Annotated in this window: 19 protein-coding genes and 1 tRNA gene; 17 read left to right on the top strand and 3 right to left on the bottom strand. The window is 35.8% G+C overall.

All coding sequences use genetic code 11. From position 1 onward, the window contains the following. The first annotated feature begins 17 nt into the window (after positions 1-17). Genes hisG through hisI form a run of 9 tightly spaced genes read left to right on the top strand, consistent with a single transcriptional unit; the run spans position 18 to position 7377 of the window. The gene (gene hisG, locus WDZ98_RS08990; RefSeq protein ID WP_368060359.1) at positions 18-995 is read left to right on the top strand and encodes an ATP phosphoribosyltransferase; all 978 of its coding nucleotides are present in this window, start codon (positions 18-20) and stop codon (positions 993-995) included. After that, positions 995-2266, top strand: coding sequence for a histidinol dehydrogenase (gene hisD / locus WDZ98_RS08985; RefSeq protein WP_368060361.1), 1272 nt, complete (start codon positions 995-997; stop codon positions 2264-2266). The genes hisG and hisD overlap by 1 nt, the downstream gene beginning before the upstream one ends. Beyond that, the gene (gene hisC / locus WDZ98_RS08980) at positions 2263-3333 is read left to right on the top strand and encodes a histidinol-phosphate transaminase (RefSeq protein WP_368060363.1); all 1071 of its coding nucleotides are present in this window, start codon (positions 2263-2265) and stop codon (positions 3331-3333) included. The genes hisD and hisC overlap by 4 nt, the downstream gene beginning before the upstream one ends. Further along, positions 3330-4304: an HAD family hydrolase gene (locus tag WDZ98_RS08975; protein ID WP_368060365.1), complete on the top strand. Its 975-nt coding sequence runs from the start codon at positions 3330-3332 to the stop codon at positions 4302-4304. The genes hisC and WDZ98_RS08975 overlap by 4 nt, the downstream gene beginning before the upstream one ends. 26 nt (positions 4305-4330) lie before the next feature. Then, positions 4331-4918, top strand: a complete 588-nt coding sequence (gene hisB / locus WDZ98_RS08970; RefSeq protein ID WP_368060367.1) for an imidazoleglycerol-phosphate dehydratase HisB — start codon at positions 4331-4333, stop codon at positions 4916-4918. Beyond that, positions 4918-5523: an imidazole glycerol phosphate synthase subunit HisH gene (gene hisH / locus WDZ98_RS08965; RefSeq protein ID WP_368060369.1), complete on the top strand. Its 606-nt coding sequence runs from the start codon at positions 4918-4920 to the stop codon at positions 5521-5523. Before hisB ends, hisH begins: the two co-directional genes overlap by 1 nt. After that, on the top strand, positions 5520-6227 hold the full coding sequence (gene hisA, locus WDZ98_RS08960; protein WP_368060371.1) for a 1-(5-phosphoribosyl)-5-[(5-phosphoribosylamino)methylideneamino]imidazole-4-carboxamide isomerase: 708 nt from the start codon (positions 5520-5522) through the stop codon (positions 6225-6227). The genes hisH and hisA overlap by 4 nt, the downstream gene beginning before the upstream one ends. Beyond that, positions 6224-7027: an imidazole glycerol phosphate synthase subunit HisF gene (hisF, locus tag WDZ98_RS08955; RefSeq protein WP_368060373.1), complete on the top strand. Its 804-nt coding sequence runs from the start codon at positions 6224-6226 to the stop codon at positions 7025-7027. The genes hisA and hisF overlap by 4 nt, the downstream gene beginning before the upstream one ends. A gap of 23 nt (positions 7028-7050) precedes the next feature. Further along, on the top strand, positions 7051-7377 hold the full coding sequence (gene hisI / locus WDZ98_RS08950) for a phosphoribosyl-AMP cyclohydrolase (protein WP_368060375.1): 327 nt from the start codon (positions 7051-7053) through the stop codon (positions 7375-7377). Between the two features lies 1 nt (position 7378). Here the strand turns inward: hisI and WDZ98_RS08945 are convergent, their stop codons facing one another. Further along, positions 7379-8011 (bottom strand): hypothetical protein, encoded by a 633-nt coding sequence (locus WDZ98_RS08945; protein ID WP_368060377.1) that lies wholly within the window; start codon positions 8009-8011, stop codon positions 7379-7381. Positions 8012-8195: 184 nt separating this feature from the next. On the opposite strand from WDZ98_RS08945, the gene thrC reads away from it, so the two are divergent. The 8 genes from thrC to WDZ98_RS08905 all read left to right on the top strand — a co-directional run bounded on the left by thrC (position 8196) and on the right by WDZ98_RS08905 (position 23755). Continuing rightward, positions 8196-9410 (top strand): threonine synthase, encoded by a 1215-nt coding sequence (gene thrC, locus WDZ98_RS08940; RefSeq protein ID WP_368060379.1) that lies wholly within the window; start codon positions 8196-8198, stop codon positions 9408-9410. Next, positions 9410-10747, top strand: coding sequence for a ThiF family adenylyltransferase (locus WDZ98_RS08935; protein WP_368060381.1), 1338 nt, complete (start codon positions 9410-9412; stop codon positions 10745-10747). The genes thrC and WDZ98_RS08935 overlap by 1 nt, the downstream gene beginning before the upstream one ends. Before the next feature lie 210 nt (positions 10748-10957). Then, positions 10958-16084, top strand: a complete 5127-nt coding sequence (locus WDZ98_RS08930; RefSeq protein ID WP_368060383.1) for a hypothetical protein — start codon at positions 10958-10960, stop codon at positions 16082-16084. A 147-nt stretch (positions 16085-16231) separates the two neighbouring features. Then, positions 16232-17164, top strand: a complete 933-nt coding sequence (locus WDZ98_RS08925) for a methyl-accepting chemotaxis protein (protein WP_368060755.1) — start codon at positions 16232-16234, stop codon at positions 17162-17164. Between the two features lie 31 nt (positions 17165-17195). Continuing rightward, on the top strand, positions 17196-21023 hold the full coding sequence (locus tag WDZ98_RS08920) for a S8 family serine peptidase (protein WP_368060385.1): 3828 nt from the start codon (positions 17196-17198) through the stop codon (positions 21021-21023). A 43-nt stretch (positions 21024-21066) separates the two neighbouring features. Continuing rightward, on the top strand, positions 21067-21672 hold the full coding sequence (locus WDZ98_RS08915) for a ubiquinol-cytochrome c reductase iron-sulfur subunit (RefSeq protein ID WP_368060387.1): 606 nt from the start codon (positions 21067-21069) through the stop codon (positions 21670-21672). Continuing rightward, a complete protein-coding gene (locus WDZ98_RS08910) occupies positions 21656-23242 on the top strand; it encodes a cytochrome bc complex cytochrome b subunit (protein WP_368060389.1) in 1587 nt (528 codons plus the stop codon). Before WDZ98_RS08915 ends, WDZ98_RS08910 begins: the two co-directional genes overlap by 17 nt. A gap of 51 nt (positions 23243-23293) precedes the next feature. After that, positions 23294-23755, top strand: coding sequence for a plastocyanin/azurin family copper-binding protein (locus WDZ98_RS08905; protein WP_368060391.1), 462 nt, complete (start codon positions 23294-23296; stop codon positions 23753-23755). Here the strand turns inward: WDZ98_RS08905 and WDZ98_RS08900 are convergent. Next, the gene (locus tag WDZ98_RS08900; protein ID WP_368060393.1) at positions 23752-24102 is read right to left on the bottom strand and encodes a hypothetical protein; all 351 of its coding nucleotides are present in this window, start codon (positions 24100-24102) and stop codon (positions 23752-23754) included. The two genes, WDZ98_RS08905 and WDZ98_RS08900, sit on opposite strands and share 4 nt — an antisense overlap. Before the next feature lie 39 nt (positions 24103-24141). Beyond that, a tRNA-Arg gene (locus WDZ98_RS08895) sits at positions 24142-24216 on the bottom strand. Positions 24217-24242 lie beyond the last annotated feature (26 nt).

Raw genomic sequence — 24242 nt, 5'->3', positions numbered from 1 at the left:
AAGTGAAAAAATTGAAAATGTCAGAAGTGAAATTTGCCATTCCTAAAGGAAGTTTAGAGGAAGCTACCTTCAAACTTTTAGAGAGATCTTGGACTAAAGTAAACAGAAAAGATAGAACATACAGAGTATATCTTGATGATCCAAGTATTGTAGTCAAAATGCTTCGACCTCAAGAAATTCCAACTTTGGTTGCAGAAGGATTGTATGATGTAGGTATCACTGGTAAAGATTGGGTAGGTGAAACAAATTCTGATGTCGAACCTATTTTAGATTTAGAATATGGTAAAATTCGACTAGTAGTTGCATTTCCTGATAAATACAAATACAAAAATCTTGATGAAATGATTGCAGATTATGGTAAAAACAAAAAAACACTTCGCATTTCTTCAGAATATCTTATCACTGCTTCAAAATTTCTTAAACAATCAAAATCATATAAAAAATACTATGGTTCTAAAGATCCGTTAATTGTAACTCCCTGGGTTAGACTTGGAACCAACAAGAGTGTTCAAATACACCTGTCATTTGGAGCAACTGAAGCAAAACCACCAGAAGACGTTGATGCAATTATAGATGTTACAGAAACTGGAACCACTCTGAAACAAAACAAGCTGAAAATTGTTGATGAAGTACTTACATCAACTGCACACTTGATTGTAAACAAAAAATCATTAAAAGATCCTAAAAAACGTGAAAAGATATTTGATATTGTAACTTTGATGAGGGGTGCTGTTCATGGCAAAAAATATTTGCACATTTATCTCAATGTTGAAGAAAAAAACCTCAAAAAACTTTTGACACAAATGCCCTCACTAAAAAAGCCTACAATTAGCCCACTAAGCGAAGAAGGATGGTTTGGTGTAAACACAGTAATTAAAAAAGACGAATTTCACAAACTAATCCCTAAACTAAGGAAGATTGCTCAAGGCCTTGTGGTTCATGAACCACGACAAATACTTGAACTTGAGGAGATAAAGCGTGACGAAGAAAATTGATGAGAACAATCAAAATAACTAATGTTGAAAAGTTTGCAGCACAAATAATTCCAAAACAGCCTCAAAACAACAAAACTATTGTTGAATCTATTATAAAAAATGTAAAAAAAAATGGAGACAGTGCGCTAAAAAAATACGAAAAAAAATTCAGCAAAGCAAATCTTTCCTCATTACGTTTATCCTCAAATGAAATCAAAAATGCATATTCTAAAGTATCTAAAACTGAACTTGATGCATTACGTTTAGCAAAAACTAGGCTTGAAAAAACAGAATCTGTAATCAAATCTTTATTTAAAAATCAAACAATTAATCATGACGGAGTAAAAATTTCTAAAAAATTTATTCCAATTCAAAGTGTTGGATGCTATATTCCAGGCGGTTTAGCAAGATATCCAAGCTCTGTAATAATGTCTGTAGTTCCAGCTAAAACTGCTGGTGTTAAAAGAATTGTAGTTGTGTCCCCTCCAAATTCTGCTGGAAATATAGATCCATTAACAGTTGTCACTGCTGATATTTGTGGTGCTGATGAAATCTACAAAACTGGTGGTGCACAATCAATTGCAGCATTGTCTTATGGTACAAAAACAATTTCTAAAGTAGATAAAATTGTAGGTCCTGGTGGTTCATTTGTAACTACTGCAAAATCATTGATTAGTGATCAAACAGCAATTGATATGTTGGCAGGTCCTACAGAACTAGGAATTATTGCAGATAATTCAGCCAATCCAAAATTCATTGCATTAGATTTGATATCTCAAGCAGAGCACAGTAATGATACTTTTTGTTATTTACTTACAACTTCTAAAATACTTGCAAATTCAGTTAACAAGATTGTTTTAGAATTACTTCCAAAGATTTCTCGAGGAAAAATTGCAAAATTTAGTTTAAAAAATAATGGATTTATTGGAATATGCAAAACCAATTCTGATATGATAAAACTTGCAAACATTCTAGCTCCAGAACACTTGCAAATAATGACAAAGAATCCTGAATCCATATCATCTAAAATTACTTCTTCGGGATTAATTCTACTTGGAGACAATACTCCTTCCTCAGCCAGTGATTATATTTTAGGCTCAAATCATATTCTTCCTACGAATGGCTTTGGAAAAACTAGAGGCTCTCTATCTGTTTTGGATTTTATCAAGATAAATACAGAGATTACCTCATCAAAACCCTCTCTATTGAAAATTTCAAAATATCTCAAAGTATTGACAAATGCTGAGGGTCTTTCTAATCACTTTGAAGCAGTTAGAGGAAGATTGAATTGAAAACAAATTGGTTTGAAGAAAAAATTGCACAGTTTAGCTCTATTGGGGGTTATCAAAAACCTGAACTCATTCAAGATTCAATAAAACTTGATTCAAATGAAAATTATGTAATTCCAAAACAGTTTCAAAATGACATTATTTTATCTGCACGAAAAAATTCTGATATAAGAGAATATCCACTAGGCGGTGTTGAGAGATTAATTAATGCATTATCAAAGTTTACAAAAATACCTTCTTCAATGATTGGTGTTGGTAATGGCTCTGATCAAATCTTGGATTTAATTCTCTCAAATTTTGCATCAAAACAAACTAAAATTCTAACATCTAATCCTACATTTGGCTTCTTTGAAGAACGCTGTAAGTTATATGGTATTCCACTAATTACGATTCCTTTCTCTGAGTATATGAAATTAGATGTTGAGGATTTTCTAAAACAGTCAAAAAATGCAGATATTTTATATCTTGATTCTCCAAATAACCCAACAGGATTTCAATTTTCAAAAAATGAATTACAAAAACTTGTAGAATCTTTTAACGGTCTTGTGATTATTGATGAAGCTTATGGAGAGTTTAGTGACTATTCACTTTCAAATATGGTGAAAACTCAAAATAATCTAATTGTAGTTCAGACGCTTTCAAAGTCATTTGGTCTTGCAGGACTTAGATTGGGATATTTTATTGCAAATAAAAAATTCACTGATGTATTTATGAAAGTGTTGCAATACCCATATCCGCTCAGTACTATTACAATTGAATCTGGAATAGAATCCATTGAAAAATTCCATGTCATGAAAGATGCAGTAGAAAACATCAAAATTGAAAGAAAAAGAATAATTGACACTCTACAAAAATATGATACCTTTGAAGTCTTTGATTCCAAGGCTAATTTTGTACTATTTGATGCTCATAGTTCCTACAAACGTGTCTATTCGGCACTTGCTGAGCAGGGAATTTCAATTCGTAAACTTGGTAAAATTGGAAATCATGAAGGATGCCTTAGAGTTACTATTGGAACAAAAGAAATGAACTCAAAATTTTTGTTGGCTATTCGTGATTTATTGGTATGACACTAACAAAACAATCTGATGGGATCTATGTAGATGATTCTAAAATTAAAATTCTAAACGAGATTGACACTATAATTTTTGATTGTGATGGAGTTTTAATTGATATTACCAAATCTTATGATTTGGCAATTATTAAAACTGTTCAATACGTCTTAGAAAATTTTGCTAAAATCAATAATGTAACATCTGTTGATTTTAAAATTATAGATGGGTTCAAATCAACTGGCGGGTTTAACGACGAAGTAGATTTGACATATGCTGCAATACTTTGTATAGTTGCTGCAACAAAACTAGAAAAAGATCAAACTGATTTTATTTTTCAAGTAATAAAAAATACAGATTCTACAGGTATTGTTTCTGTGGAAAAATATATTGAAAATTTAGTTGACATATCTGATATTAAAAAACAGTTATCATATCCAGGAACTCATCATCAAAATCCATTATATCAAATATTTGATCAGTTGTTTTATGGACCTGAATTATACAAAAAATTATTTAATAAAATTTCAAATTTTTCTGAATCTGGTTTGATTGAAAATGATGATGTAATTTTAAATGATATGTTAGTTGATAAATTAAGAAAAAAATTTAATTCCAATATTGCTATGGTTACTGGCAGAGGAAAAGAATCAGTAAAGTATTCTCTAAAATCACTACTAAATAAATTCAATTTGGATAACTCTGTATTTCTTGAAGATGAATCCCGAGATCTTGCAAAACCTAACCCTCAACCACTCTTGAATTCAATTCAAGGAATGAATTCTATTTCTACTCTATATGTTGGAGATTCTATGGAGGATTTTATAATGGCAAAAAAAGTGACTGATCTGGGATATAGCACTATATTTTGTGGAATTATTGGAACTAGCAAAAACCCTCAAGAAAAATTAAATTTATTTGAACAAAATGATGCTATCTTGGTGTTAGATTCAATCTACCAACTACCAAAGGTATTAAATTTAGAATGATACAAATTAAATAATCTGTGATACATATGGCACCACGAAAGGCATCAATCAAACGAAATACAAAAGAAACTAGTGTTTTAGTATCTGTAAACTTGGATGGTACTGGAAAAACTAGCGTCAAAACTGGAATAAATTTCCTTGATCATTTGATAGTGTCATTTGGTAAACATGCCATGATGGATCTCAAAGTTGATGCAAAGTCAAATGACAACATAGAGCATCATCTCATCGAAGATGCTGCAATTACAATAGGACAAACAATTGACAAGGCATTAGGCACTAGAAGTGGTATTACTAGGTTTAGCTATGCTTCTGTACCAATGGATGAGTCTCTCGCTGAGGCTTCAATTGATTTAATCAAACGACCTTTTTGGAAATTAACTTTGTTGATTAAACGAAATAAAATTGAAGATGTTTCAAAAGAGGATCTAGAACATTTCTTCCAATCCCTACTACAGAATCTGAACAGCTGCATTCACCTTACTGTAAAGTATGGAGACAATGATCATCACAAAGTAGAAGCTGCCATAAAATCATTAGCTGTAGCACTAAGAAATGCATCTATGTTAGACAAGAAACAGAAAGGCATACCAAGTACAAAAGGTTCAATGTAATGGTAAATGTTGCAATTTTTGATTATGGTGCTGGAAATATTTTCAGTCTGAAAAATTCTCTTGAAAAGATAGGGGCAACAGTTGATGTTATAACAAACTTTGATTCTCCTAACATTTATTCAGGTTTGTTTCTTCCAGGTGTTGGTAATTTTGATCCTGCTATGAATAGTGTTAGGGATTTATCCAAAACTCTTTTTCAAGACTATGTAGGAAACATGCCTGTTTTGGGAATTTGTCTTGGGATGGAGATGTTTTTTGAAAAAAGTGAAGAAGGTAAAGAGCAGGGTTTGAATGTAATTGATGGAAAAGTAATTGTACTTCCATCATCAATGACAGTACCTCACATGGGATGGAATAACCTTGAAATAAAAAAACCTGGAAAAATTCTTGAAGGAGTTGAAGATGGTTCTTGGGCATATTTTGTTCATTCATACAGAATCAAACCTGATTCTAATGATGTAATCACTGCAGTATCTGATTATGGAATCAAAGTTCCAGCTGTTGTAGAATACAAGAATTTTTTTGGTACACAATTTCATCCTGAAAAATCAAGTACTGTGGGAAAAATCATGTTGGGAAATTTTCTCAAAGAGTGTAAAAGATGAAAATAATTCCTGCAATTGACTTGATGGATGGAAAAGTTGTAAGATTGTACAAAGGAGATCCGAATCAAAAAACAGTATACAGTACAAATCCTATACAAGTTGCCAAACAATGGGAATCTGACGGTGCTGACATTCTTCATTTAGTGGATCTTGATGCCACACTTGGACTGGGCTCTAATCTTGATACTATTAAAAAAATCCTTGAAACAGTATCAATTCCTGTAGAAGTTGCTGGTGGGTTACGTGAGAAATCATTAGTTGTTGAAGTTTCAAACTTATCAGAGAGAATAGTGTTGGGAACTCTAGCTTTCAAAGACAAATCACTGTTAAAATCACTATTATCCGAGCTAGGTTCAAAAAAAATTGTAATCTCAGTTGATCATAAAGATGGTGAAATTGTTATTCATGGCTGGCAAAAAAATACTGGAATAAAGTTGATTCCTGCAATCAAAGAATTTCTTGACATGGGATTCACAGAATTTTTACTAACTAATGTTAGTCGTGACGGAACTCTTGAAGGCCCTGATTTGGAATTTTTAGAACAGGCATGTAATTTACCAAATGCCAATATCATTGCAAGTGGAGGCATTTCTAATGTAAATGATATTCAAAAAGTAAAAGAAAAAAACGCATTTGGAGTGATTCTTGGAAAAGCACTATATGAGAACAGATTATCAATTGGAGATGCAAAGAAACTATCATGACATTAACTAAAAGAATTATTCCCTGTTTAGATGTAAAAAACGGACGAGTTGTAAAAGGATTACATTTTGAATCAATTAAAGATGCAGGTGATCCTGTAGAACTAGCAAAAAAATACAGTGATGAAGGCGCTGATGAACTTGTTTTCTTGGATATTACCGCATCTGATGAACAACGAAAAACAATCAAAGATCTAGTAAGAAAAGTTGCATCTGTAATTGATATTCCGTTTACAGTTGGCGGTGGCGTTAAATCATTAGAGGATGCACGAAATATTTTACTTAATGGAGCAGACAAAGTAGGAATTAACACTGGTGCAATTAATAATCCTCAAGTAATAACTGAATTAATGAAATTATTTGGACGACAATGTGTTGTAGTGGCAATTGATGCAAAAAGAAACTATAACATTGATACAACAAAAAATATTTTCACTGAAAACGATAAACAGTTCTGGTTTGAAGTCTTCATCTATGGAGGAAAGGAAGGAACTGGAATTGATGTTATAAAATGGGCTAAAGATGCAGAAAAATTAGGTGCTGGCGAGATACTACTAACCAGTATAGACAAAGATGGAACTAAAGATGGATATGATATTTTGTTAACTGCTCAAGTTGTAAATTCTGTTTCCATTCCTGTGATTGCATCAGGTGGATGTGGTAAACCTGATGACATGGTTAATGTTTTTCAAGAATCAAACGTAGATGCCGCACTTGCTGCATCTATATTTCATTATGAAACTCATGGCGTGAATGGTGTCAAATCTTATTTAAAAAATAAATCAATTCCTGTAAGATTATAATAGTGATTTTTACATTTTACATCATGGAAAAATCTATTGATGAAATTGACTTTGAAAAAAGTGGCGGGCTTGTACCCGTAATTGTCCAAGATATTACATCAAAAGATATTCTCACTCTTGCTTATTCCAATAAAGAATCACTTGAATTAACAAAAAAAACTGGCAACTCTTGGTTTTGGAGTCGTTCTAGAAATAAACTTTGGATGAAAGGTGAGGAATCTGGCAATACTCAAAAAGTAAAACAGATACTTGTTGATTGTGATTCTGATGCAATAATTTATCTTGTTGAGCCATCAGGCCCTGCATGTCATACAGGTGAAAGAGTTTGCTTTCACAATGATTTGAAATAATCTAACATGGTGAATCTTCAAATGCATCTTCTTCACCTGGAATAAATTCATCTGTGAATTTGAATTTTATAGTTGGATAATCAGTTCCCCTAAAAACAACAGCCCATTCTCCTCTGGTAATGTCTTCTACTGTACAAATTCCTAATGCTTTTGATAAACGCACATCCAAGTAATAATTAAAAGCATTTTTCTGTGTACCGTCAAATGGAATTGTTTGATAAACAGAATAATGTGTTTCATTTAATGGTCTTAAAAATGCAACTTGTCCTTTTTCATTGACATCTAATCCACCAATTCTCAGAAAAATTTTCTCTCCTAAATGATATTGACTACGATCAATTTGAAATGGTCCTGATGTAATCCACTCTCTTGGTTCTGGTGTGAATTGATTTTCAGATGCTTTCTTTTCAATATCGTTTAATTTTTTGTCTACTTCTGAAATATCATTCTCTTGTTGATTTTCTACTGAAATATCATTCTCTTGTTGATTTTCTACTGAAATATCATTCTCTTGTTGAATCTCTTTTTCTTTACTGATATCTGAAATTCCATATTCATTAATGAAATATGCTCCAAGAATTATGATGACTGTAATCCCAATAATTCCTGCAATGATGCTAGAATTTTTATCCACAGTACAAAATCTCTAAAAATCTCTAAAAACCTTACTCATTATTGTAAATTCAATTAATTTACTGTTTTCCTATTTTTCCCCTTATGATTACTATTGTTCACTATATTTTTTAATCCTTAAAATTAAGTATTACTTAACTTGATATTAGGATTTTTTATGTATGGTTTTAAAGGAATGATTAATCTTGGCTAGAACATCATTACAATGCAGAGAGTGCAAAAAAGAATACGAATCTGCTTTCAAGTATGTCTGTGATGATTGCTTTGGCCCATTAGATGTAAAATACAGTTTTCCTCCCATATCAAAAGATACTTTTTCAAATAGAGAACAAACCTATTGGAGATACTTTGAGCTGCTCCCAATAGAGAACAAATCTAACATAATCAGCATTGGTGCTGGAATGACACCATTATTGAAAGCTGACAAGCTTGGTGGGATACTAGGTTTGAAAAATCTTTACATAAAAAATGATTCTGTTAATCCTACATTCTCATTTAAAGATAGACCTGCCGGTGTTGCAATTTCAAAAGCTAAAGAGTTTGGATTGTCTGCTGTTGGATGTGCATCTACTGGTAATTTAGCTTCTGCAACTGCTGCACATGCAGCAAAAGGTGGATTCCCATGTCACATATTTGCACCAAGCGATATTGAAATGGCAAAGATTGCACAAGCCTTGTCTTATGGTGCAAACTACATTGCAGTAGATGGTACATACGATGACGCAAACAGGATTGCTGCACAAATTGGTGACAGTAAAGGAATTGGCATTGTAAATATCAACATGCGTTCACATTATGTTGAAGGATCAAAGACTCTAGCATTTGAAGTTGCAGAACAACTTGATTGGCAAGTTCCTGATCAACTGATTGTACCTGTGGGTAGCGGTGCAATGCTTAATGCAATTTGTAAAGGATTTGAGGAATTGCAATCTGTTTCACTACTTGATAATGTTTCAAACATGCATATGATTGCAGCACAGCCACATGGATGCGCTCCAATTGTTGATGCGTTTAAGAAAAACAGCAATGAAGTGATTCCTGTTGAGCATCCTGATACTGTTGCAAAAAGTTTGGCCATTGGTGATCCTGGTGATGGCAGATACGTACTCAAACGATTAAAACAATACAATGGATTTGCAGAAGAGACAAACAATAAAGAAATTCTTGATGCCATTTTACTTTTGGCAAGAACTGAGGGAATATTTACAGAACCTGCCGGCGGTGTTTCTGTCTCTGTACTGCAAAAAATGGTAGAACAAGGAAAGATTGACAAAAGTGATACGGTGGTGTGCTATGTTACAGGAAACGGTCTGAAAGCAACTGAGGCAATCATGGAGGTTTTGACTAAACCCAAAGTAATGAAAGCAGATGTAAAAGAGATATCGGCGGTAGTTCAATAATGGCAAATATAGTGTTCACAATTCCATCTGTACTAAATCAAAGTGGAGGAGAAAAGAAAACAGAACTATCTGCAGCCTCACTATCTGATGCATTTGCAAAAATCTCAGAGATTTTAGGTGATGATTTTAAGCGCAGAGTATTAGAAAGCGACGGTACGCCACGCTCTTTGATTAATATTTACATAAATGGAAAAAATGCCAAATTTTCAAACGGTATGGAAACTATTCTTAATGATGGCGATGAAGTTTACATATTGCCTGCAGTAGCAGGCGGTTCTGAAGAACTTTCTCCCAAAGAACTAGATAGATTTTCAAGACAAGTAATGCTTGAAGAGATAGGATATACAGGACAATTAAAACTAAAAAATTCTATAGTCTGTGTTGTTGGGACTGGTGGACTAGGTAACCCGATAACAACAAGATTAGCTGCAATGGGTGTTGGAACGTTACGAATAGTTGATAGAGACGTAATAGAGTTATCAAATTTACACAGACAAACAATGTTTGATGAAGATGATGTTGGTCAAATCAAAGTCGAAGTCGCAGCAAAGAAATTGCAAAAACTAAACCCTGACTGTAAGATTGAAGCACTAGCTGTATCTGTTAATGATTATACTGCACTAGAAGTAGTACAAGGATGTGATGTTGTAATTGATGCACTTGATAGTGTTAATGCTAGATATGCACTAAACAAAGCATGTGTGCATTTTGGAATTCCTTTTGTTACAGGAGCTGCAGTTGGTGTTTCTGGACAAGCATTTACTGTGTTGCCTAAAAAGTCTGCATGTTACTATTGCATGTTTCCATCACTGGATGAAGACTCAATGCCAACATGTAGTATTGAAGGTGTTCATCCGTCAATACTGTCTATAGTTGGTGGAATTGAAGTCGCAGAAGCTGTAAAAATTATTATTGGAAAAAAACCTAGCTTGTCTGAAAAAATATTACATATTGATTTGGAAAATCTTGATTTTAACAGCACTAGAACATTTCGAGCTGAAGAATGTCCAATTTGCGGAACAGGAAAACTTGATGTTGTAGAAAAACAAGAATTAATCCTAGAAGAACTATGCGGACGAAATCGCGGTAAGAGAACTTACTCTATTACTCCTACTGATACATTTGATCTTGATGTTGGCAATGTCACTTTGATTGCAAAAGAGAAAGGCTTTGTTGTGGATAATCAAGGTGACTTGGGATTGTCTCTGCGAACAAATGATCTATCTGTTAGTTTTATGAAACGAGGTTCTGCAGTAGTTGTTGGTCCAAAAGATGAGTCTGACGCGATAACATTATACAAAAGTTTGATAGGAAAAGAGTTCAAGCCTATTAAATAGGCTATAAAAATTTCATAAATTATGCGTAAACTATAAAGAATATGCAGATCAGATCTAATTTTGTGATGTAAAGTATAATTATTATAGAGAAAATATCTAGATATTTTATTAAATTTTAAAATACAGTGAAATAATTACAAAAAATTGTGTAATTGTGGACAATTTGTCCATTAGGCTTAAATACTAATTTTAAAGAAAAAAGCCAATAACATGAATAACGAAATAGGACGTAAAATAACTAGTCTTACATTAATGACAATTATGTTAGCCGGTGGTATGACATTTGCTATTCCTGGTGTAATGCCAGCAGCACATGCAGCCAACGCTAACCTATTTGTTTCCGCAGAAAACTCTCAATTCCAAAACTACATGGCTGGCCCTATGGTCATCGAAGTAGTTGTAATTGATTCCGCAATTAGTGATACAAATGAGGGTGAAGGTGAACCAGATGTCACCGTACAAGGCAAAGACCTGAGAATGGCCCAAGCCACAGACGGTAACTGGTATGGTTACTTTGCAGACTCTGATGCCTCTTTAGCAGCAGATAATACACAAACCCAGAATTCAGGCCGAGGTCTGGACTTTGGTTCTTCATGTAGTAATACTTCTACTGCAGGTTCAGTAACATTCACCAACACTGTTGGTGTATGGTTCCCACGTGACATGACTGGTGATGTACAAGGTGCATTTACTGGCGTATGTACTACTCCAACAGGAGCAGCTACAATGCACGTAATCAGAGAAAACAAAACAATCAACACTAACGCAGACGGAGGCACAGTCAATGGACAAATTGGTTGGGCAAATAATACATGGCCTGTAATTCAGGCATTCGATCTAAACCCAACTGGTAGCGTTATAATTAACTATAACAAAGGTGGTGGTGTTCAATCAACAACACTTACTTTTGATTCAGTTGATCAATTCGCTAAAGTTGAATCAGATCGTACTGTATTTCCAACCGGTGCAAACGTACACCTCACACTAACTGATGTACAACTAAATATTGACCCAACTGACGAGGACTCTTGGACTTGGGGAACTAGTGCATCCAACAGTACTGTCGTTTATCAGAACTTCAATGAAAATGGAGTAGCTGATGCAGACGGTACCGCAGGTGCAGTAGACCTCTCAACCACCCTCGGAACAGCAGACTTTATGTTTGAAGATAACGGTATACTATTGATTGACTTAGATGCACAAGGTGTAGGTAACGAAGTATTAAGAATCATCGACAACGGTGACTCTGTTACTAACGGATCTGCAACTATCAAAGCATCTAATGTTGGTACTACAACTACCACGTTCCATGCAGGAACACAACCAGTAACATTTACTGAACTATCATCAAACGCTGGTCTCTTTGCAAACTATGATGAAAATGATGTATCTAACTTGGCCATTGCAAGCAATGCCACAAGAGGTGTATCAGCAAGCATAGATTACAATGAGACCCCAAAGACTATTCTAGTCGGATTTGGATTCGGTACTATCGATATCCAACCAACTGATGATGAATGGACTTCTGGTGAAGAAATTCCTGTTGTACTAGTTGATACAGATGCAAACTTGAACAGCAGAGTTGATGAAGATCTTGATCTTAACAACCCTGACGTTCCTCTTATTCCATCATTAGTCACTGGTGACCCATTCTCCCTAGGAGAATCAGGCACTGGTGCAACTGGAATACAAAGAGCCTTGTTTACCAACAATACTGTAGATATTACCTTCACAGGTAAAAGTGGTGTTGCAGGTGATGTTGTGAAAAATATCATTGCAACAACTTCAGGTGTTGGAGAAGGAAACGTTACTGCAACTGTTAATGTCGATAGATTTAGTCAAAGAGCTATCATTGATCCAAACGAGTCTGTTAATGCAACATCATTAACAATTGACTTGGGCACTGACGCTGCAGAACTATTCAGTTCAATTAAAGATCCACGAGGATCAACAATTACTGATAGGTTCAATGGATTCAATTTGTTTAACCAAGACTTGAGAAGCATTAACGCAACAGGTTCATACTCTGTTTATCTTTTGAACAATACCGTTAGGGTACTTAACAGTACATTTGACGGATTGGAAGCAGGAACAACAGCTATTAACTTGTTTAACAGTAGTGCTGCACAATCACTTACATTAATCAACTCTACTGCCACTAGTACAGCAGCAGACCGTACCCTATTAGATAATGTTGTTAAAGCAATATTTGATATGGACAGTACTGATAAAATTGGTTTGATGTGGGTCTTTGACAACTCTCAAAACAATGGTTACACAATTGATGGATCAGTTAACGAGTCTATCGTTGCAGACTTTTTCACCTTTGGATTCTCATCCGATGGTGATGTATCTGGCGAAAGAGTCGCTAACCAAATCGTAAGAATTGAAGTTGAAGAAACCGGTGATAATACAAGTACCTTTACAGGTTCCTTGGAATTTATCATGGTTAATCAAGTCAACATACTAGAGGCAAGTACCTACACTGGTCTATCCCCAATTGCAGATGATCCATCTTTCATCGTAATTGAAGACCTAACAGATGAAGACTCTCCAAGAGTCAATTATCTGGACCTAGGTGCAGATGGTGTTGCAACGCAAATTGCTGACCAACAAGAGGCTCCAAGCCACTCTGGTATAGTATCTCTCGATAATGATTCATACAAGACAGCTGACACAGTTACTATCACATTAGAAGACTTAGATCTTAACACAGATTCCGATCTGATTGATATCTACACCGTCGTAACTACAACAGGTGATGCAGCCAAAGATGCAGTCGGTAAAGCCGGCTTGCCATCAGGCTTACCATTTGGTGCATTAGGACGTGTATTAGATATTACATTTGATGACGGACTCTGGACTACTACAACAGGTGCATGTAATACTGCACTGCTTGATATCACAACAGATACTGGTTTAGGTGCAACTGGATTTACTCTAGTTGAAACTGGCCAGGAAACTGGTGTATTCGTCGGTGATTTCCAAATTCCACCTACATACTGTCCATCTGGTTCAACCGCTTCAACGGATTTGACCCCAGTAACTGGACTTGACATTGAAGTCAACTATGTTGACTTTAGAGATGCAAGTGGTGAAATCATCGAAGTAGGTGATGCAGCAGGAGTTAGAGCCAGCACTGGTTCAATTAGTCTAGATAGAACAGTTTACCCAGTACCATTTGGTGTACCTGGAGATTTCGGCACTAATACTGCAGAAACTCCAGCCGGTCGCGCTTTATTCCCAGTTCACTCAGCTGGTTTAGGCCTTGACGAGGACTCCATATTGGATGTAGGTGAACACCTATCAAATGGAGATCTAACGATTCACATTAGAGTTAACGACCCAGACTTCGATATATCCGCAAGTGGTGAAGATCAAATTTCACAAAACGTTGCAGGTTCTGACCCACCAAGAGGACCAGTAAAGATCTCTGTAATAAGAGGTTCTAGCTCAGTAGTTCTTGGCTATGCAGGTAACGGAACTGTAAACACAGGTGTAATTGACACAGATAGGACAAACCCAGGTGGCTTTTCAGCCAGATCATTGGGACCCTTAGTTGAAATCGCACCAGATGCAGGTATTTTCGAGTTAGACTTTGGCATTAGATATACTGACGGTCCAGCAAGTAGTACTTGTCCAACCACCACTGTTTTCACAAACACTAATGGTGGTTCAAGTACTGGAGTAGCAGACAGATTTGACGCAGCCCCATCATCTGGCAATTACTGTATCTTACAAGGAGATATTCTCCAAGTAGAATACACTGATCCAGCTGATGCATCAGGTGATGTCAACACTGTAACTGACTCTGCAACTTTCGACCTCAGAAATGGTGTCTTACAGTCTGACAAGTCTGTATACATTATCGGATCCGATATGATCTTAACCCTCATTGAGCCAGACCTTGATTTGGACAATGATGGTGCAGAAACATATGACTTGGACTTGATTGAATGGGATTCTGACGCAGCTACTGTCTCCATGGGTGACCTTGGTGGTAGTACTAACGCAGCAGCATTCGATCCAGAACCATCAAACTTTAGGGAAACAGGTGACAGCACTGGTATCTTCCAGGTTGTAATCGAAATTCCTCAAGTACTAAGCAATGATTCACTCGAAAGAGGAGAGGAAATTGTTTTAGAATACACTGATTGGGGACCAAGCGGAGCTGACTATGTAGGTGACGAAGAAGAAGATGTCAACTTGACAATCTTTACTTCTAACTTTGGTGCAACTATCGAACTTGACCAAAAAGTATACACTTGGACTGACAAAGTCTATCTTACCATCGTCGCACCAGATCACAACTTCGGCAGTAACTTAGTTGATGAGATTGGAACTTCCGGAGATGACCCAATAAAGGTCTCTACTAGAGGATTCAGTCTTGATGACTATAAACTCGTTGAAACTGGTACTGACACAGGCATCTTTACAGGTGAAGTAATCCTTACAGGATTCGGTCACGATGCTGATGGTGACGGTGATGACGATAAAACAACAGGTACTCCAACTGGTACTGGCCCAACTGATGGTAAAATTCCAACATCTGATGATGACGGACTTACAGTCTCCTTTGAATTCTCAGAGGATGAAACAGTAGTAGGTTCAGCACTAATCAGATGGAATATCGGTGAGGTACAATGGTTAGAAGCAAGCTACCCAGCAAGCGGAACAGGTGTTGTAAGAATAATTGATCCAGACATGAACTTAGATCCAGAATCAGTAGACAACTTCTCTGCTGATGTGTGGTCTGACTCCGATGCCGGAGGTATTGACCTTACTGTAACTGAGACAAATCAAGCAACTGGAATTTTCGAAGGAACTGTATTCTTTACAGTAACTGATGAATCTTCTGGTCACAGACTCAGAGTCGCAGAAGGTGACACTGTCACCGCAGAATATGAGGACAATACACTACCAGATCCGTACACAACTGCAGACGAACTTGATATTACTGCCACTTCACTAATTGGCACTATAGTACCACCTCTCGAGAGAGCACCAGCTGCTAACTTGAGAACCGTTGATGCATTCGGTAACAGTCTTAGCACTGTCTCCGTTGACCAACAGGTACAAATCAGTGCTGACTTAGCAAATGGTCAGGATAGAGAGCAAGCATTTGCATACTTGGTACAGATCCAGGATGGTAACGGTGTTACAGTCTCACTAGCATGGATTACAGGTTCACTATCTGCTGGTCAATCATTTAGCCCAGCCTTATCATGGATTCCAACTGAAGCAGGAACATACACTGCTACTGCATTCGTTTGGGAATCTGTAGATAATCCTACGGCATTATCACCACCAGTAAGTACGACAATAACTGTACAGTAAGAAACTAGTTCACATTATCCTTTTTTTCTTTTTTTTGAATCTTCTCTTAACGTTAGTTGTAGACAATTTTTCCAGAAGTAATATCTAGGAGAAGATTGTCAATTAATTAAATTGAAATTTTATATCTTGTTTTCCATCTTGTTTGTTATTTTGATTGTAAATGCACCAAACTCATTTTCAGAAAACTTTGAAGCGTTCACTAGCAATCAGATATACTCCAAAGAGCAAATTCTTTTTGTTTACGGCCAAGGTGCACCAAATGAAAACCTGATTATTCGATTATTTGAACCCGATGAAACAATTGCAAAGTTTGATCAAATCACCACTGACGATAAGGGTGCATTTCATCATGCATTACTTACATGGCCTGAAGAATCAACTGATTTTCCTTTTGGAACATACACTGTTGAAATAATTAGTACACAGCAAGGACTATCAAAAAAAATAGATCTTAAATTTACTTCCACATCTGAACTAATTGAGGTTCCAGTTGAGCGCCAGCTCAACGTACTAGTATTTGCACCTGAAACTACTGCTGTTGGAAATCCTATCAGGGTCTTTGTCCAGACAACTAGTGATGGTCTTTTGATTGGAAACACTCCGACTGAATTATTGGGTACAACACACGTTCATCTGCCATCTGGAGTTTCGGTTCAACTATCCAGTTCATTTAAGACATTACATCAAGGATTGTATTATGTAGATTACACTCCTGTAGAGGAAGGAACACATGTGTTTCATGTTGTTGCATTCAGTCAAGGTACAACATCACACGGATCGGTTGCAACTAGTGTCATCAGTCAAGATTTGGGAGGAATTTCTGAGGATCTACTGGATCTCAGTTCTGTTTTAAAAAACACATCTGATGAACTTGACACTCTCCAATCTGAAATCAAGGGATTTGATACTACCCTAAAACATGCAAGTAGTCAAATTGATGAAAATATTGGAACATTTGCACGTTCTGCTGAATCAATCAGTGAATCATCTGCACAGCTCAACGCATTATTGTTGCCAATCATTGCGTCAATTGGACTTATTGTTGCATTACAAGTTACAATACTTGCACGCCGAAGATAGTTATAATAACGCAAGAAAAGAAAATTAATCCATGCCCAAAGTGGCGATTTTCTTTTTTGCACTCCTTGTTTCTCCCATGCTAATTAATTCACATGCGTTTATTCCTGCAGATCTGAATAATCTTGACACTCAAAGTTCTCTAGTTTTTGATTCAGATATTGTAGAAGTAGATTCCAATTTTTTTACAGAAAATAATTTCAAAAGATATCTGATATTTGGTAAAGATTCACAACAAAATGATTTCCTAAAGACTAATTCAATGTATCAAGTACAGTCTGACAGTGGGTTTTTTTCTGTTTCTGTTCTTTCTGAAAATGTTGCATCTAATCTAGTTTCTCAAGGGTATCATGTTGTTGAAGATTTCAAATTAGATTTTTACAATGACGATAAAATCCAAGACGCTTCAAGAATCGGTGATATCACAGGTTCCAATTTGGCTAAAAAACAATACAACTCTACAGGTAACGGAACTGTAATAGCTATTGTTGATACTGGTGTAGACTTTTCAAATCCTGACGTACAGCACTCTCTTGCACGAGACGACATTAATCACCCAATAATGCTTGATCCTGACGGCCAAGGAATCGTTTTGACTAATGCAACTTTTTTTGCATATGTTGATGAAAATGAAATCATTCGAAATTACAGTAAACCAATTCCTTCTCACATGACATCATCAGTATATGTGTCTCGTGATGGTGTATTCCTTGACGTGTCTCAAGGCGGCAAAGGAAGCAATATTCCAATATACAATTCATTTTTTCCACAGATAGGGTCTTCAGTTATTTTTAATGGAACCCTGACTAATGATATGAAAATTGGCGATGATAATAGAAACTACATAAAATCAAAAAGTGGTGTATATCATTTAGGTGTAATATACCAAGGAGGATTGCAAGGTCCAATGGCAAGAATTCAGGTAGTGCCTGTTCTTGTAGTTGATTCTTTTACATCTGGAGTTTATGATACTATAATTCCAGATCTTAGTACTTCTTGGGAAGACTATACTCGATTTGATCTAGCGCCTGGAAAAAAAGTAAACTATGATTTTGATTTTACTGATGAAAAACCAATAGTGTTGGGTAGTGGAAAAGAATTTCTTGTATATGATTCAAACAATGATGGAGTAAACGATTACAGTGCTGGAACTTTCGGTGCAAAGGTTCTTGATGTTTATGGTGCAATAAAAAATAATTCTACTGATATTGATGATACTCTAAAAGCAATTAATGGAACACTCTTGCCTGCTTTAGATTCAGATGGTGAATTTTTTGGATTGATGACTGATTTTATGGGACATGGAACTTCCAGTGCTGCATCTATTACTTCACGTGGACAAGAGACTTATGATATTTACAACAATTCAAAAAAATATTCTATCACTGGCGTAGCACCTGATGCAAAAATTATTCCAGTAAAAGCATTATGGTTTGGTGATACTGTATATGGCTGGCTATGGTCTGCAGGTTTTGATAATCAAAACCATGATTGGAAATTCTCAGGTCATACAAGAGCTGATATAATTTCTAACAGTTGGGGCGTATCTAACTTTCCTTCTTTTAATGTGTCACCAGGAATGGATGTATTGTCATTAATCTTGAGTGTATTGGCAACTCCCAATTCTTTGGATGATGACTATCCAGGAGTTACAATAATTTCCAGCGCTGGAAATTCTGGTCATGGATATGGAACAATTGGATTGCCCAACGCATCTCCATTTGGAATTTCAGTTGGTGCTACTACCAACAACGTGTTTGTTGGGTATGGTCCTTTCAAAGATCAACCACGATTTGGAAATACAATTGATCATTTCAATGATATAATTGATTTTTCTAGTCGAGGTCCTGGCTCTATTGGAGATCCAAAACCCGACATTATGAGTATTGGGGCTCATGGGTTTGTGCCATCAAATGTTTTGAAAATTCACAAGGATTCAACTGATGAGTCTTTTTCGTTGTTTGGTGGTACGAGTATGGCTGCACCATTGGTTTCTGGCAGTGCGGCGATTTTAATGGAAGAGATGAAAAAACAATCAAAGGACTATGACTCTTTTCTGATTAAAAATATTCTAATGTCTACTGCAACTGATTTGTATAATGATCCGTTGACTCAAGGCTCTGGTTTAGTTAACGTTGAATCTGCTCTGAATTATGTTAATGGTAAAAATGGAACATTCATAGTTTACAATGATAATTCATATGACAACATTAAGAAAATTCTTGATCCTGCAATAAAAAAAATAAATTCAACTGATATGGGATTTGAAAAATTCCAATTACCTACACATTCATTTCCAATGACAAGTTGGTTTGCAGGACAATTACTTCCAGGCGATAGAAGCACAGCGACTTTTACAATTGAAAATCCTACCAATGACACACTTGTTATTAATGTCAATCCTCAAACTCTGTCATTAATTACTAAAACTCAATTTAATGGAACAACAATTCTCAGACAACAAGATTCCATACTAAACAAAACTGATACCTTTATTCCAAACTATGTCAAACTATCAAATCTTGGCCACACTTCTGATTTGGGAAATTTTTTCAATGAAGATAATCCAATCCCTGATGAGTCATCACTGATGATCTTAAATGTGAATTTTTTGTTTAGTGATTTTATGAATAACACTTCTGATGTTTACGCCGATGATCTCAAAATATCTTCACTGTATCTGTATGATTGGATTGATAACAACAATGACACAAAAATTACAAGCGATGAGTTATCCATGGTGAATAGAGCTGGTTCATGGGGTACAGTTCAGGAGTTAAGAGTTTCTGAACCTAATGATAAATTTAAAGGAGTTCCATTAGTTGGAGTATATCCGGTACCTACAAGATATTCGTATTGGTTAGGTGACACAAAGCAAAACTCCACTTCCATGGACTATACCATATCTGCAAGTTATTACGAAAAAGAAAAATGGCCTTTATTGTGGTCAAACTCTGAAATAGTTTCTGTTCCTCCAAATGACTCATCTACAGTTGACATCACACTAGTAACTCCAAATGATTTTCAAACTGGAGTTTATCAAGGATTTCTCAGCTTTGAAAGTGATAGACATACCGTAAATGCACCTGTATCTTTTGTAATTAAACAACCTGTAATAGAAAATGATACTACAATTCTAATCAAAGGAGTACAAAGCGATGATGTTCTATACGGAAACGGATACACTAAAGGTGCATTTGACATGGTTAATCGTTACATGGCAGGTGATTGGAGACAATATTATTTTGATATTCAAAATGAATCGATTAATTCTGCATCAATTGAACTTTCATGGATTAGCGATGACACAAATCTATCTGTATTTGTAACAGATCCGACTGGACAAATAATTCAAACTAATGTCCCATCTGGAGTCTTTGGACATTTTCTTGATTGGCCATCACTTGATTGGCTTGGAAATTCTGTATTCAGTCAAGGTGGAGGATTTTTTCCAGTAAAAAATAAAGATGACACATCTACAGTGTTGTATGTCCCAATTAATCAAACTGGTACCTATACAATCTTAACACACTCTACTTTGTTTGGCGGCTTATCAACTACTGAACCAATAACACTGGCTGCAAAATTTACAAATATTTCACCTGAGATGAACATTGTTAAACAAGACAAAACAGAGACTAGTTCAATTTTAAATGATACATCAGAGAATTCTGAAATAACACATGAAACAAAAATTTCTGATTATACAAACACCACTAACTATACAATAAACACCACTTCTAACTATCCAGTAAACAATGTTGATTCTTCATTTAATGTTGGAATTGTAGTTGGGTTGATTATTGGAGTAGCGATCGGATTAGCTTGCATTTTCATCATCAGACAAAAACCTCCTAATTGACTGAACAAGGTTTATAAGCAATTTGGCGGGTACGTCAGCTTGAATGTCGGAGCTTGGGACAAAAAAGCCTAGTGGATTATCCCGAAGAGATTTTCTAAAATTAATGGGTGCTGCAGGCACAGGATTAGCTTTTGCCCCCTTTGTTCCGTTTGGAAATTTTATGCCAAACCCAAATCAGGCATCACTAGAAAAAGTTCCAGTAATTTTGCCTGATGGCACACATGCTAATATCAACACCTATCCAATTAATCATGCTGAAGTTATCACTTATCCCTCAACAGGTGATGCAGCACTTGATGCAGAAGCTTTTCGTAAATGGCAATTCATTAGACTTCCTGAAGAGTTAGGTGGAGGAAACAAAGACACAGATGCATTACGAGCTTATAGTATGATATGTCTACATCTTTGGTGTTTATGGAAATATTGGCCAGATGATGGTAGAAAAAGAGGCGAATGTCCTTGTCATGGAAGTATGTATGATCCAATAACTGGAACAGCATTTGTTGGCCCTGCATCAGTACAAGCTGCACCGTCAAACACTTTACCAAAATTAACCTTGGACATTGATTCAGATGGCTTTGTATTTATCATGCCACCAAAGTTTAACGCAAATGATAATGGAGTAATTGGATATGGCCGTTTCGCTTAGCAGAAGAACTGGCGCAGTAGCGTTTCTTTATTGGCTTTGGGATGGAGTAGACAGAACTATCTTTACTGCAATCAAATTCTCATTCCCCGCAAGATTTGTCAGTCCATTTGGATTTTTAGGAATGTTAACTTTTGTTGTATTCATCATCCTTGGAGTTTCTGGCGCATTACTCATGTTTTACTATCAACCAATTCTTGATAGGGCATGGGACAGTGTTCAATTTATTAACGATGATGTCCCATTTGGTTTTCATATTAGAAACATTCACTATCACGGTTCTAACGCAATGGTTCTTTTAGCAGTTCTTCATATGTACTATCAATATTTTAGTGGAAGATACAAAATTAGAAATGAAGTTCTATGGATGACTGGTGTCATTTTAGGTACTGTTACAATTCTTGAAGCATTTACAGGATATGATGTTATTTTCAGTGAAAGAGCTGAACTTGCAATCAGTATTGCGGCGTCATTAACAACTTCTATTCCCGTTGTGGGGCCGACTATTCGTGATGCGGCGTTAGGTAGTGGGTTCTCCGACTTTGTATTAAGATTCTATGCTCAACACGTGTTTTTACTACCAATAGTAATGCTAGGATTGATGGCAGTTCATTTCCCAAGATTCTTGGTGTTTGATGTACCTATGGTAATGGCAATTAGCGGTGCTATTCTGATAACAGGCGGTGTATTCCCAATTGATCTAGGTTTCAAGTTTGAACCAACAGTACCTCCTGGCGTAACGGTTCCTGAATGGTATCTTACAGGAATTTATGCATTCATGAGGACACAGTATGACAAATTTGTTACTGGCTTGTTATGGCCGTTGTTATTTATTATATCATTTGTGTTGATTCCATTTATCGACAGATACAAGAAATTCTCTTGGAGAGACAGACCAATCATTACTGCATTTGGAATTACCAGTCTTGCCCAAATCATGGTCACTACATATTGGGGATTCTATATCTCACCTGACACAAAGATTCCACTAGTAGAGCGTCTAGTAATTGATCCAATATTCTTTTACTCTACAATGATATTGTTGGTACCACTAGGATTTGGATTTACTTACATGATGATTAAACTTGCAAACGAAGCTGAGAGAAAATCAAAACTTGCAAAAAGCAGCGGTCCTCAGAAAGTCGCTTCAATCAAGCTTTCAGAAAAATGGATTAACTGGTTACTGGTTGCACTTTTGGCATTCCAAGTATTTCTAAATATTGCAGCGTACAATGCGGCTCTAACTGGAATGAAGAATGTATCATTATTCTTTGTTGGAATTATCTTGTTAGTGTTTGCGGCGTTCTTCCATGTGTATAGGTATGCGATGAGTCAGCAAAAGAATGCTCCTCCACCTCCACCTGTTCCTGTAATAGAAGAAAAACCAAAACTAGCAGAACTTGATGTTGTTGCTGAACATAGCACACCTCCAAAAGGAAACGATTCATCTGAAGTAAAATCTCAACCAAAAGAGTTGGCACCTGAAATTTCTCTACCAAAGACTCAGGCAGATTTAGGAATTAGTGCTGATACTAATTCAGACATTGGATCTGGCGATCTTAAAAAACCATGATTTCAAAAATTCTAAACAAGCTTTATAAGAACTTGAGCGATTGAAAAAATTATGAGTGCATCTACATCCAGCCATGCATATGGTATTGGAGTGATTGCATTAATTATTGGAATGTCTGCCTCTTTTGTATTTTATACATCGTTTTATCTTCCTGAATCTTTGGCAAAACCTTCAGTAGATGAGCACATTTTACATCCTGAAGAAGATTTTATCATTGAAATTGTACCTGGAGCCGTAGTTGAAGGCAATCAAAACTATGTGCCAAACAAAGCTCTAGTTACATTGAGCGTTAACAACAAAGTAATTTGGCAAAATAATGACGATACTGCTCATACTGTAACTCCTGATCATAGAAGTGCAGATAGCTATAGTGGCGATTTTGGCTCATCTGGAGTTTTAAAACCTGGTGATTCTTATGAATTCTTGTTCACTGAACCACAAGATGTTCCATATCATTGTACACCACATCCATGGATGACTGGAACAATATCTGTAGAGAAACTTAGATTCTAGATAAAATATTTTGCAAAAATTATCTGACTTTCAATTTCTTTGTGTTGCTCAATAATTGATACCCTGAATTTAATTTCATGCTCTTGTTTTGGTATAAAGCTAATCACTGCCGTAAACTCTGCTTTGTTTTCAGGCATTACATCTTTGTTGATAAACAGTCTTGAAACGTTTTGTGATATTTTTTTTCCATTATATGATTTGTAAATTATATGTTCATTTGAATCCAAAATTTGTGTATTTATCACAACCCCGTCATATCTTCCAGGATATGAGACAAAGATACTTCCTTTAATCTCTGAATCTGGATGAATATCTGTAGAATTTAGCTGAAACTCTATGTCTTTCACAAAACATCACACGTGAATAATAATAAATAATTTTGTAAGCGGGCCCAAAGGGCTTCGATCCCTTGGCGTCTGGATTAGAAGTCCAGCACTCTATCCATGCTGAGTTATGAGCCCAAAAACCTAGCAATTAATTACCATTT

It is taken from the genome of Candidatus Nitrosopumilus sp. (genome assembly GCF_040878665.1).
Taxonomy (GTDB): Archaea; Thermoproteota; Nitrososphaeria; order Nitrososphaerales; family Nitrosopumilaceae; genus Nitrosopumilus.
Note: the sequence above shows the minus strand (reverse complement) of the source record. Positions and strands in the feature narration are given on the sequence as shown.